At 56.8% G+C, this 12,201-nt stretch carries 11 protein-coding genes; 10 read left to right on the plus strand and 1 reads right to left on the minus strand.

The window, feature by feature from the left end; all coding sequences use genetic code 11:
- Positions 1-19 precede the first annotated feature (19 nt).
- The 9 genes from ACLI1L_RS04575 (at position 20) to ACLI1L_RS04615 (ending at position 10,487) form a co-directional block, all read left to right on the plus strand.
- Entirely contained in the window at positions 20-907 is an 888-nt protein-coding gene (locus ACLI1L_RS04575) for a c-type cytochrome (RefSeq protein ID WP_049361051.1), read from the plus strand.
- Positions 904-2,124 carry a ubiquinol-cytochrome c reductase iron-sulfur subunit gene (locus tag ACLI1L_RS04580; protein ID WP_411708193.1) on the plus strand — a complete coding sequence of 407 codons (1,221 nt, stop codon included), beginning with the start codon at positions 904-906 and terminating at the stop codon, positions 2,122-2,124. Before ACLI1L_RS04575 ends, ACLI1L_RS04580 begins: the two co-directional genes overlap by 4 nt.
- On the plus strand, positions 2,124-3,746 hold the full coding sequence (locus tag ACLI1L_RS04585; RefSeq protein WP_023021177.1) for a cytochrome b: 1,623 nt from the start codon (positions 2,124-2,126) through the stop codon (positions 3,744-3,746). The genes ACLI1L_RS04580 and ACLI1L_RS04585 overlap by 1 nt, the downstream gene beginning before the upstream one ends.
- Positions 3,747-4,704: 958 nt before the next feature.
- The gene (locus tag ACLI1L_RS04590; RefSeq protein WP_049361053.1) at positions 4,705-5,334 is read left to right on the plus strand and encodes a C40 family peptidase; all 630 of its coding nucleotides are present in this window, start codon (positions 4,705-4,707) and stop codon (positions 5,332-5,334) included.
- Between the two features lie 113 nt (positions 5,335-5,447).
- Positions 5,448-6,491 (plus strand): NlpC/P60 family protein, encoded by a 1,044-nt coding sequence (locus tag ACLI1L_RS04595; RefSeq protein WP_411708194.1) that lies wholly within the window; start codon positions 5,448-5,450, stop codon positions 6,489-6,491.
- Positions 6,492-7,595 (plus strand): glycosyltransferase family 4 protein, encoded by a 1,104-nt coding sequence (locus tag ACLI1L_RS04600; protein WP_411708195.1) that lies wholly within the window; start codon positions 6,492-6,494, stop codon positions 7,593-7,595.
- Positions 7,596-7,633: 38 nt separating this feature from the next.
- On the plus strand, positions 7,634-8,566 hold the full coding sequence (locus ACLI1L_RS04605; RefSeq protein ID WP_411708196.1) for an ROK family protein: 933 nt from the start codon (positions 7,634-7,636) through the stop codon (positions 8,564-8,566).
- A gap of 23 nt (positions 8,567-8,589) precedes the next feature.
- Positions 8,590-9,330, plus strand: coding sequence for a lysophospholipid acyltransferase family protein (locus ACLI1L_RS04610; RefSeq protein ID WP_086587379.1), 741 nt, complete (start codon positions 8,590-8,592; stop codon positions 9,328-9,330).
- A 65-nt stretch (positions 9,331-9,395) separates the two neighbouring features.
- Positions 9,396-10,487 (plus strand): hypothetical protein, encoded by a 1,092-nt coding sequence (locus ACLI1L_RS04615; protein ID WP_411708197.1) that lies wholly within the window; start codon positions 9,396-9,398, stop codon positions 10,485-10,487.
- Here the strand turns inward: ACLI1L_RS04615 and ACLI1L_RS04620 are convergent.
- Positions 10,393-11,574, minus strand: a complete 1,182-nt coding sequence (locus tag ACLI1L_RS04620) for a glycosyltransferase 87 family protein (protein ID WP_086587717.1) — start codon at positions 11,572-11,574, stop codon at positions 10,393-10,395. The genes ACLI1L_RS04615 and ACLI1L_RS04620 overlap by 95 nt on opposite strands.
- Positions 11,575-11,648: 74 nt before the next feature.
- Here ACLI1L_RS04620 and ACLI1L_RS04625 point away from each other — a divergent pair, with 74 nt between their 5' ends.
- On the plus strand, positions 11,649-12,158 hold the full coding sequence (locus tag ACLI1L_RS04625; protein WP_049361060.1) for a polyadenylate-specific 3'-exoribonuclease AS: 510 nt from the start codon (positions 11,649-11,651) through the stop codon (positions 12,156-12,158).
- Positions 12,159-12,201: the final 43 nt, after the last annotated feature.

Here is a 12,201-nt window from a genome sequence, read left to right on the forward strand (position 1 = left end):
TCGAGTTATCTAAAGGAAAATGATGGATAACAATTCGCAGTCCGTGGCAGTGGAGCAGACCACTGCGGCGGCTAAGAAGACCCGCCGTCGCCGCAAGGCGAAGCGCACCATCGCCGGTGGCTTCGCTTTGGCGATTGGCCTGTCCGGTGCGGGCGTCTTGGCTTCTGCCTTGACCCCAGACGCACAGGTCGCCACGGCGGAAAAAGATGACCAAGCCCTCGTTCAGGAGGGCAAGGACATCTATGACACCGCTTGTATCACATGCCACGGTGCCAATCTGCAGGGCATCGAAGGCCGCGGTCCGTCCCTCGTTGGCATCGGCGCTGGTTCCGTGTACTTCCAGGTGCACTCTGGCCGTATGCCAATGATGTCTAACGATGCGCAGGCAGAGCGCAAGGCTCCGCGTTATACCGAGCAGCAGACTCTGGCATTGGCTGCATACGTAGCAGCCAATGGTGGCGGCGCAGACATCGTTTACAACGATGACGGAAGCGTTGCCCAGGAATCCCTGCGTGGTGCTAACTACAACGGCGAAATCCAAGCAGAAGACGTAGCGAAGGGTTCTGAGCTCTTCCGCATGAACTGTGCATCTTGCCACAACTTCACCGGCCAGGGTGGCGCGCTGTCCTCCGGTAAGTTCGCTCCTGAGCTTGCCCCGGCAAGCGAGCAGGAGATTTACCAGGCAATGCTAACCGGCCCGCAGAACATGCCTAAGTTCTCCGACCGCCAGCTGACTGCAGACGAGAAGAAGGACATCATTGCCTACCTCAAGTCTGCAAAGGAAACTCCTTCCCCAGCAGGTTGGGACCTTGGTAGCCTCGGCCCCGTAGCAGAAGGCCTGGCAATGTGGATTATCGGCATTAGCGCCCTGTGCGCCGCCGCTATGTGGATTGGATCGCGCTCATGAGCAATGTAAAGAAGAATTACACTAATGCTGAGCTCGATAAGATGAGCAACGATGAACTCGCTGCTCTAGGTACCGAGCTCGATGATGTCACCGTCGCGTTCCGCAAGGAGCGCTTCCCGGTTGAAGGTGACCCGGCTGAAAAGCGTGCGGGCCGCAACGTCGCCATCTGGCTTTTCCTGTCTGTCATCGGCGGGCTGGGATTCCTCGGCGTTTACCTGTTCTGGCCGTGGCAGTACAAGCAGCTAGGGGAGGAGGGTCACATTTGGCACACCCTCTACACTCCTTTGCTGGGTATTACCGCCGCACTCGCAATTTGTGCGTTGGGTATCGCCATTGTTCAGTACGTTAAAAAGATCCTCCCAGAGGAGATTTCCGTACAGCGTCGCCATGACGGCCCTTCCGAAGAGGTTGACCGTCGTACCCTGACCGCGCTGCTGAACGATTCTTGGAAGACTTCCACTCTTGGTCGCCGTAAGACCGTTCTGGGTCTGCTGGGCGGAGCCGGCGTTCTGTTCGGCTTGACTGTGATTGCACCGCTGGGCGGCGCAATCAAGAACCCATGGAAGGTTCGCCACAACCTGAACTACGCCGGTGACGGAACTCTGTGGACCTCCGGCTGGACCCTTCATAATGAAGGTGTCAAGCTTTACCTGGCCCGCGACACCGGTACCATCGCTGAGAAGCACTCCGGTGAAACCGGCGAGCACTACAGCACTAAGGGCGTTACCCGCTTGGTTCGCGTGCGCCCGGAGGATCTGGCAGCAGGCGGTATGGAGACCGTCTTCCCGCTGGCAGAAGAAGACGTCAACGATGGCGACAAGTACGATGCCGAGCGCGATGTCTACGAGCACCACATGCACTCAATTCACGGCAACCGCAACGCCGTGATGTTGATCCGACTGCGTCACAACGATGCGCAGAAGGCCATCGAGCGCGAAGGTCAAGAAGACTTCCACCACGGCGACTACTACGCCTACTCCAAGATCTGTACTCACATCGGTTGCCCGACCTCTCTCTATGAGGCTCAGACCAACCGAATCCTGTGTCCATGCCACCAGTCGCAGTTCGACGCTTTGCACTACGGCAAGCCGGTCTTCGGTCCGGCAGCCCGTGCACTGCCACAGCTGCCTATCACGGTGGACGACGAGGGCTACCTCGTTGCACAGGGCAACTTCATTGAGCCTGTCGGCCCGGCATTCTGGGAGCGTAAGTCATAATGAGCAATAAACTCGCCCAAATGGGCAACAATATGGATGAGCGTTATAGCGCCGCCGGTGTGCTGAGGACTCAGCTGAACAAGGTCTTCCCGACCCACTGGTCCTTCATGCTCGGTGAGATGGCGCTGTACAGCTTCATCATTCTTGTACTGACCGGTATCTACTTGGCGTTGTTCTTCGACCCTTCCATTACGAAGGTCATTTACGACGGCACCTACGCACCGTTGAACGGTGTGGAAATGTCTCGCGCTTACGCCACTGCGCTGGACATCTCTTTTGAGGTTCGTGGCGGTCTGTTTGTGCGCCAGATGCACCACTGGGCAGCCCTGCTGTTCATGATGTCCATGGTGGCTCACATGCTCCGCATCTTCTTCACCGGCGCATTCCGCCGTCCGCGTGAAGCAAACTGGATCATCGGCTGCGCACTCATCCTCCTGGGCATGATTGAGGGCTTCCTTGGTTACTCCCTGCCGGATGACCTGCTTTCCGGTGTTGGTCTGCGAATCATGTCCGCCATCATCCTCGGCCTGCCTATTATCGGCACTTGGCTGCACTGGGCAATCTTCAGCGGTGACTTCCCGTCTGACCTGATGCTGGACCGTTTCTACATCCTGCACGTTCTGGTCATTCCGGGTATCATCCTCGGCCTCATTGCTGCCCACCTGATTATGGTTTGGTTCCAGAAGCACACCCAGTTCCCGGGACCGGGCCGTGCCGAGAACAACGTCGTTGGTGTCCGCATTATGCCGGTCTTTGCTACCAAGGCAATTGGCATGGGCATGATGGTCGCCGGCGTACTTGCTCTGATGTCTGGTCTGCTGACCATCAACGCCATCTGGACGCTTGGACCATACAACCCGTCCCAGGTCTCCGCCGGTTCTCAGCCGGATATCTACATGCTGTGGACTGATGGTGTTGCCCGTGTCATGCCAGCTTGGGAGCTCTACATTGGCAACTACACCATTCCTTCCGCGTTCTGGGTTGCTCTGCTGTGTGGTCTGATGGTCGTGCTGCTAATGGCATACCCATTCTTGGAGAAGAAGTTCACCGGTGACGATGCACACCACAACCTATTGCAGCGTCCGCGCGATGTTCCTACCCGTTCCGCTATCGGCGCAGCTGCCATCGTATTCTTCTTGCTGGTCACGCTGTCCGGTGGTAACGACCACGTAGCGCACTTCTTCCAGATTTCGCTCAACGCGATGACCTGGGTTGGTCGTATCGGCTTGATTATCTTGCCTCCGATTGCATACTTCATGACCTACCGCATCTGCGTTGGTCTGCAGCGCTCCGACCGTGAGGTTCTGGAGCACGGTATCGAGACCGGTGTTATCAAGCAGATGCCGAATGGTGCCTTCATTGAGGTTCACCAGCCGCTCGGCCCGGTTGATGCCGATGGTCACCCAGTTCCCCTCGAGTACGCAGGTGCTCAGGTTCCAAAGCAGCTCAACCAGCTCGGTTTGGCGGATTCCGAGACTCAGGGCACCTTTAGCCCTGACGATGAGGCGCTCATGCACCGCGTCCATGAAATCCACTCGGATAACCACGATGAGGAAGCGGAGATGTTCCGTCGTCTCAACGAGGCTAACCGCCGCGAGGACGAGGAAAACGGCCGCATCTAAGCCCTTTTCCTGAGGATTACTCGAAACACGCTCATAGACCCACCCTGCTCCTGCTGAAGGAGCAAGGGTGGGTTTTGCGTTTTGCTGGGCCAGTACTTCTCTAGGGGCTGTTGTTTTGAGGTGTAATCCCGAAGCGCAGAAAGAGTACTGGAATGGAGCCCCTGCGCGGTGGGCGGCCTTGGAGCATTGAGGAGCAATGTTTAGACGATAAACGCGTGAGGAGGCCATGGAGTGCCTTGGCAGGCGTTCATAGCCGGGGTTGTTGTTTTCGTTTGGCGTTGTTCCTACGGGCAGTCAGGCTTCGATGCTGCTTCTAGTAGGGGCTTTCTCAAGTTCCTTGTAATAACGCCCTATTTTCTAGTCTCGCGGTGACCTTCACTATAAAAATCTGTACGCGGCGAGAGGCCGATACTGCTCGGCGATGTAGGGAGATGCGACTGCCGTGAAGGGCCTACTTTGCGGTGGAGTAGGAGGGGTCAACTTACGGCTAGATAGGGCCATCAAAGGCGTTAGTGGCTAAAGTCACAAATTAGAACTTGCTTAATTGTTGAGTGTCTGCTTTGCGAACGTGCTGCTTTGAGGAGATGTGGTCTGAGCTTCGATATTTATGCAGGTAGTGGGTTTATAAGTTCTGTTAGCGGTGGACTTATTTCCTTCTATGGGCGATAAGTCTCGTCTAGGTCAAGGGAAGGTAACGAAGCGATAACAAAGCGAAATTGGGTAGAGCGAATGGACATCGGTTGTAATGATTTCGTAACCTATTTGAGACATTGAGTTACCGCCCGAAAAGGTGCTCAATCTAAACAGAAGAATTACAGCGCCGCATCTGGCTCCTCCTACTGAGGGGCCGAGCGGAGGAAATCCTAAAGGAACGGATTTCCAACGAACGCTAGTCCCCCAGGGTCAGAGCTTCTCTTAGTAGAGAAGTAGGCGCGCAGGAAGATTTGGAGTTTTTCTCATGGCACAGCACCGTCGTCAGGGCATTAAGAACACCCGTCGAATCGCATCTACCGCAGCACTGGCTGCGACCGCAGCTGTCGTTGCGCCAGGCGTAGCACAGGCGGCAGAGGTCGTCGTACCTAATACTGACTACCGCTTCGAGGTAGCAGGTCTGGAAAACGTCCCGAACATTGACCAGGTCCCGAACATTGACCGCTACGTTCCGTCTTTGGGCCAGGTTTCTCACCAGCAGAACACCAACTACGCAGCCGCCGGCCACAAGCAGGCAGCTCCGGCACAGCAGACCGTTGGTCAGAAGGCGCTGGCAGCAGCCCGCTCCGTTATCGGCTCCCCGTACGTTTACGGCGCTGCAGGCCCGAACGCCTTCGATTGCTCCGGCCTGACCAGTTGGGCATACGCTCAGGCTGGCAAGCAGATTCCGCGTACCTCTCAGGCACAGGCCTCCGCTGGTACTCCGGTACCGCTGGATCAGCTGCAGCCGGGTGACATTATCGCTTACTACGGTGGTGCTTCCCACGTCGGCATCTACACCGGCCACGGCACCATCATTGACGCTTTGAACTCCGGTGTTCCGGTTCAGGAGCGCGACATGAACTACATGCCGATTCACTCCGCTGTCCGCTTCTAATATCTAGCGGATAGAGCCCTCCCTTCCGTGGGAGGGCTTTGTTGTGCATTAGGGGGTAAAACCCGCTATAGTTAATGCGATTTTAAAATTCTTCTTAGTCTGAGGGTCCTTACGTGTCTAAACGAGTACTTCCCGTAGCTGCAATCGTGGCAGCTCTTGCTGTGTCGTCGGTTTCTGGGATTTCGCAGGTAGTTGCGCAGGAAGCGGTGCCGCAACAGGAAAACGCCCCGGAAGATATGGACGCGTTGGTGGAGCGCGTTGGCGAGGTTGCGCGCAAGGTTTCCGCCAAGAATGAAGAAGTAAAAGAGCTAGAAATCAAGCTCGAGGAAAAACAGGCGGAAGTCTCTGATTCTGAGAGCGCAGCCGCTGAGGCGCAAACTCGGGCGGATGAGGCGAAGGGTGACGTGAACGCGCAGCAGAGCCGCGTCGATGACCTCGCTCAGTCGCGCTACCGCGGCGATTCTCGCTCCGCTGTATCGGGGGCGCTGGCTGCAGAAAATCCTGCCGATGCAGTTGAGCGCATGGGTTACCTCGGCGCGCTTTCCCGCCAAGCGCAGCGCACCCTTGATGCAAAGGCGAGCGCCGCTTCGACGGCGGAGGGAGAAAAGCACAAGGCTGCTGACGCCGCTACTAAGGTACGCGAGGAAAAGAAGGCGCTAGAAGAGCAGCGCGAGAAGCTCCTCAAGGAAAAGGAGGAGCTGGAAAAGCAGCAAGAGGACATCGAGAAGCAGGTAGACGCCCTCGATGAGCAACAGCGCCAGGCCTGGGAAGGGCAGTTCGGCGGTACCGATAAGCCTGATATGGATTTGGGCGAGGTTGCTGATGGTGCCGCTTCCGCTGCTCTGTCGAAGCTGGGTGCACCTTATGGCTGGGGCGCTGCAGGCCCAGATCAATTTGACTGCTCTGGGCTGATGTTCTGGGCGTACCAGCAGATCGGCAAGTCCATTCCACGTACGTCGCAGGCCCAGATTGCAGGCGGTACCTCGGTACCGCTGGAGGACCTACAGCCGGGCGATATTGTGGGTTATTACCCTGGTGTCACCCACGTTGGTATGTACATCGGTAATGGGCAGGTGGTCCATGCCTCTACCTATGGCGTGCCTGTTCAGGTGGTGCCGTTGAAGTCCATGCCGATTACCGGAACGGCGCGGTACTAAGTGGCCCGCGTTCTGCTGGTAACCAATGATTTTCCGCCCAAGATCGGCGGGATTCAGTCTTACCTCCGGGATTTTTTAGCAACCTTAGATCCACGCGACGTCGTGGTATTTGCCTCGACTCAGGAGTCGCCGGCGGAATTCGACGCCGCGGTGGACTACAAGGTTATCCGTTGGCCTCGCCGAGTGATGCTGCCGACGCCGGCCACAGTGCGCCGCATGCAGGAGATTATCCGCGCCGAGGGCATTGACATCGTGTGGTTCGGTGCAGCTGCGCCCCTTGCCTTGATGGGCAAGGCCGCTAAAGAGGCAGGAGCCACCCGTGTGGTTGCTACAACCCACGGACACGAGGTGGGGTGGTCGATGCTGCCCGTCGCCAGGCAGTGCCTGCGCCGCATTGGTAATCACGCCGACGTCATTACTTATATCTCTGAATACACCCTGCGTCGGTTGCGCCGAGCATTTGGGCCGAATCCGCGGTGGGAGCATTTGCCTTCCGGCGTGAGTGTAGAAGGACTTTTCCCGGCCACACCGGAGCAACGTGCAGCTGCAAAGGCTGAGTTCGGTGTCAGCGGGCCGACTATCGTGTGCATATCGCGGTTCGTACCCCGCAAAGGCCAAGATCAGCTCCTACGCGCCATGCCCTTAGTACGCGAAGAATTCCCCGATGCACAGCTACTTCTTATCGGGCGCGGGCGCTATCGCCGGGTCTTAGAAGAACTGGCGGATATCTACTGCCCGGATGCAGTGATTCAAGAAGCAGAAAGCATTGAGACTGCCTTGCACGCGGCGGATATCTTTGCCATGCCGGCGCGCACTCGCGGCGGTGGTCTGGATGTTGAGGGCTTGGGCATTGTCTACTTGGAGGCCCAAGCGTGCGGCCTGCCGGTTATTGCCGGAAACTCCGGCGGAGCACCGGAGACAGTGACGGAGGATACCGGTGTCGTCGTCAATGGCGCATCGGTGCAGGAACTGGCAGAGGCAGTAAAGTCTCTTTTGGCGAATCCACAGCGTAGGCTCAGCATGGGGCAGGCGGGGCGTCGCCATGTAGAAGCTCAGTGGACCTGGCGGATTATGGGTCAGCGATTGCGTCGTCTGATGTCCTGATGTGACCCTAACCAGGTTGTCGGTATATTCTGTTATGCATGCTTAAGAACAACTCCGCCGATCTCACTATCGGCTTTGACGTCGGTGGCACCAACGTGCGCGGTGGAGTGATCACGCGGGAGGGGGAAATTCTCGCGAGCCGTACGGTTCCCACTTCTATGGACGCCGAGCAGCTGGAAACGGACATTGTGGGTATCGTCGAGGAGCTGCGCGCTGAATATGCGGTGGATGCGGTTGGCCTCGCATTGGCGGGATTCCTGGATCCTTCGTGCCAAGTAGTGCGCTTTGCCCCGCATCTTCCATGGCGGCAAGCCCACGTGCAGGAATCGCTTTCGCGCAAGCTAGACATGCACGTGCGCTTGGAGCATGATGCAAATTCTGCTGCGTGGGGAGAATGGCGCTTTGGTGCTGGTCGTGGCGCGGAAGATTGGGTCTTTTTCGCAGTGGGAACCGGAATCGGCGCCACGCTGATGACGCATGACACCATTTACCGCGGTGCGTTCGGCACCGCACCAGAGTTTGGGCATATCGTGGTGTCTCCTAATGGGCGGCAGTGCTCGTGTGGCAAGCGTGGCTGTTTGGAGCGTTATGCCTCCGGGACTGCCTTGCCGGATACCTGCGCCGATCTGCGTGAACATTATGAGACTTCGTTGCCGGCGGAGCCTACAGGTAAAGAAATTACCCAGGCAGCGCGTAGGGGAGACCCGCTTGCTGTAGCGGTGATGGAAGACTTCAGCCGGTGGCTAGGCCAAGGCCTGTCCATTGTGGCCGATGTCCTCGATCCAGAGCTCATAGTGCTTGGCGGCGGCGTATCTCAAGACGCGGACTTGTACCTCGAAGGGGCCACCAAAGCCATGGGGCAAGATATTGTCGGGGCAGGGCATCGCCCCCTCGCACGTGTTGCCACCGCGGAATTGGGGTCTGCAGCGGGTATGATTGGCGTAGCCGATTTGGCCCGCAGCGGCCGTTAGAACGAACAAAGGACGACCTGGCGATGAAAAACAAGTGGTACTGGGCATTTAAGTACATATTCTTCGGACCTGTCCTGCGCGTATGGAATCGCCCGTGGACCGAGGGAATTGAAAAGATCCCAGCGGAAGGTCCCGCGATTTTGGTCTCGAATCACCAAGCTGTGATGGATTCTTTCTTCTTTCCTTTGGTATGCCCTCGCCAGATTACCTTTCCAGCTAAGTCGGAATATTTCACCACCCCTGGGTTCGTTGGTAGCTTGCAGAAGTGGTTTTTTACTTCGGTAGGCCAAGTCCCCATCGAGCGCGATAGTGAAGACGCTGGCGATGCCATTGTGCAAACCGCAGAAAGCATCTTGTCCCGCGGGGACCTTTTCGGTATTTACCCGGAAGGCACCCGCTCTCCGGATGGTCGCGTTTATAAGGGCCGCACCGGCATGGCGCGCATTGCGATGGAGACTAACCAGCCTGTTTTCCCCATTGCGATGATCAATTCGCGCAAAGCGAATCCCATTGGCTCGTGGATTCCTCGCCCCTTCAAGGTCGGCGTGCGGGTAGGGGACGCCATCTGGCCGCATGAGTGGGCCAAAGAGCGCGGGATGAATCCGAATGAGCATGAGACAATCCGCGCCTTTACAGATTTTGTGATGCGCAATTTGGCCGAGATGAGCGATAAGCCTTATGTTGATGTGTACGCCTCCGATGTGAAGGCTTCACTCAAAGCTGGCCATGGTTACCCCGCCGGCGCAGAATACAAGGGGAGGTAATCACTATTCCCAAGGCCCGCTTAGCTTGGCCAGATACCGCTAAAGGCGTATCCATTATTGGCGTCGTGCTACTGCACGTCACGCTGGTAGTTCCAGAAGGTGAGCTAACGTGGTTGGCTGCCCTAAACGTATGGCTGGACCCGCTCCGCCTACCCTTGTTCTTTCTCGTATCCGGCTATTTCTCTACCAAGATTTTTCGCTATTCTTTTAGCGAGCTATTTACTCGACGCCTGTGGTTTTTCCTCGTTCCCTATACGGTGTGGATGACCGTTGAACTATGGACCAAGCGCATCGAGTATCACTGGGTTTTCGGTGATCCCTATCTCCAGGTTACTGAGCTACTGTATAACCTGCTTTTGGGGCACACGATGGCTTGGTTTATTCACTCGCTCATTTTGTTCAATATATTTTTGTGGGCCGTGCGCAAGCTGCCAGCGTGGGCGGGCATAGGACTAAGTTTTGCACCGCTGCTTTTTATAGCCTGGCAGGACCACTATTTTTTCATCGGCAAGGCAATTATGTTCTTGCCCATTTTCGTGGGGGCGGCCTATTTGCGTGGGTCAATTACGCGGTTTGCCGACGCCGCCGAAGCACCCTTCAAGGCCAACTTCCGCACAGGCTCGCTATGGGTATATTGCGTGGCCATCATTAGCTACATTGCGGGCCTGTCCCTCCGCCAAACCTGGAATGCTATCGAAGGTGACGTAGCTATCCAGTGGCCACTGCCGGGCGGTGACATCCTCAGCCGGGGCGATTTAGATCTCTTGATTCGCTTTGCAGAGCAAACGCTCGAAACCCCAGCGGGTATCGTCGGTGCGGTCATCATCAGCCATATTCCGGCGCTTTCCACCTTCGTAAAGTTTGTCGGCCGGCACACGTTGCCCATTTACTTGGCCCACCCCATCGGCATGACGGTGGGATTCGGGTTCTTCATGGCCCACCGTGACTATGCGGTGAGCCTGGCCGGTGCGTGGCCCATGGAAAATACTTGGTTCTGGATTGGAGCCTGCTTTTTCTATTCGGCAGCGGCGTCGGTGGCACTTTGGGCGCTGGGCAAGGTACCTATCCTTGGGTGGACGCTGGTTCCACCGCGGATTGATAAGCGTCGGCCCGTCGTAGAGCCAATGGTAGCGAACAAAGAACCAGCAGAGCAGTAACGATGGCGTAGTCATTACCCACGATGTGCTGCCACCAGACCCAGCCTAGCTCTTGGTCATTGGCATGAGGCACGAGCCAGTGCCCGCGAGCCAGAAGCGCCAGCCACGTTAGTGCGGCAAGCCCCCAGTGGCGCCGGGCTACCAGAAGCACTCCCGCCAAAACGAGCCAGGTAAAGTGGTGCGACCACGACACCGGCGAGCACAGCAGCGAAACTGATGCGGCCAGAAGCATGAGAACTGCTTGGTTCTCCTGAGAGAGACGCTCCATGGTAAACCAGACGAGGGCAATGACGAGGAGAACAGCTACGAGCCATAGCTTTTCGGCGTGTTCTGGGGCTAGGCGGCTGAAGAATCCGCGCAGAGATTGGTTGGAGCTATAGGCAAGGCCGCCAATGCGGTTGGAATCGCGCAACGTATCGCTCCAGTACTGGATGGAGCTATGCGGATTGCAAGCAAAAGCAAGAAGACCCGCGGCTAGGAAGGAGCCTAGCGCGCTGAAAAATGCGCGCCATTCCCTGCGGACAAAAAATACGGCGAGGAATACTGCGGGGGTGAGCTTGATAGCCATTGCAATACCAGTCAGCACGCCGCGGCCACGGCTGGGGCTAAGCCAGAGGATATCCACCACCACAAGTGCGGTCAGCAAGATATTGACCTGCCCGAAGCTAAAGGTCTCCGTGATCGGCTCAGTAAGCATTGCAGCCAAAAGCGCCCAACCTGCCCAGCCAGGGCAGCGCAAAGCACGCAGAACGAGGGCTACGCAGCCCCAAAGCGCAACAAAGGAAGCGATAGATATGAGGATGCTTGCGGCGGTGAGGGGAATCCAGCTCAATGGGACAAAAAGCAGCGCCGCAAACGGCGGGTAGGTAAAGGGGAGAGAGACATCGCGATTGCTGCCGACTAGATAGTCCTTGGCATATAAGTCGCTGCCAAAGCCGGCGCCGCCTTCGCGGTAAACATCGAGGTCAATGTGGTAGTAGGTGGAGAAATGGCCGGAGAAAAGCTCCGGAATATCAATCAGCCACCAAAGGGCCACGAGGGCAGATAGGTACAAGGGAAATGCAGTAAACCACACAGATTTCTTCACGCCAGAAGTGTACAACCGTCTCTTTAAGGGGCCAATTTACCGCCCCGGATAAGGCGACGCTAGGCTTGGGAGACGTGCGCTACTTCTATGACACCGAATTTATCGAAGATGGACAGACCATTGAATTGGTCTCCATCGGCATCGTCGGTGAGAATGGCAGCGAGTACTACGCTGTGTCTACGGATTTTGATCCGGCAAAGGCCAATTCTTGGGTAAAAGATAATGTATTAGCCAAGTTGCCCAGCCCCCGGGATCCAGTGTGGAAGCCTTTAGAGACCATTCGCACGGAGGTCTTTGAATTCCTGACCCAAAGTTCCACTCCGGTAGAGCTGTGGGCGTGGGTGGGGGCCTACGATCACGTGGTTTTGGCGCAGTTGTGGGGAGATATGGCCGGGCTGCCTAGGCGGATGCCGCGCTATACCCGCGAGCTCAAGCAGTACTGGGAGTTTGCAGGGCGCCCAAGCCTGCCCGCCGTGCCAAAGGGCAACCATGATGCGCTTGTCGACGCCCGCCATAACCTCGCCAAGTTCCGTGCCTGCGCCCAAGTGCTTCCGCTCTCTAAGGGCAATAGAATCAATATCTAGAATTTAACTAACGCGCTATAGGTCCTTAATGGTTAAATAGCAG

Origin of the sequence: Corynebacterium sp. LaCa117 (assembly GCF_046717765.1) — a bacterium.
Taxonomy (GTDB): domain Bacteria; phylum Actinomycetota; class Actinomycetes; order Mycobacteriales; family Mycobacteriaceae; genus Corynebacterium; species Corynebacterium kefirresidentii.

What these genes read in the sequence shown, in the direction of transcription:
- ACLI1L_RS04585 (WP_023021177.1), top strand. Translation starts at nt 2,124, where the DNA reads ATGAGCAATAAACTCGCCCAAATGGGCAACAATATGGATGAGCGTTAT.
- ACLI1L_RS04610 (WP_086587379.1), top strand. Translation starts at nt 8,590, where the DNA reads ATGAAAAACAAGTGGTACTGGGCATTTAAGTACATATTCTTCGGACCT.
- ACLI1L_RS04605 (WP_411708196.1), top strand. Translation starts at nt 7,634, where the DNA reads ATGCTTAAGAACAACTCCGCCGATCTCACTATCGGCTTTGACGTCGGT.
- ACLI1L_RS04580 (WP_411708193.1), top strand. Translation starts at nt 904, where the DNA reads ATGAGCAATGTAAAGAAGAATTACACTAATGCTGAGCTCGATAAGATG.
- ACLI1L_RS04590 (WP_049361053.1), top strand. Translation starts at nt 4,705, where the DNA reads ATGGCACAGCACCGTCGTCAGGGCATTAAGAACACCCGTCGAATCGCA.
- ACLI1L_RS04575 (WP_049361051.1), top strand. Translation starts at nt 20, where the DNA reads ATGATGGATAACAATTCGCAGTCCGTGGCAGTGGAGCAGACCACTGCG.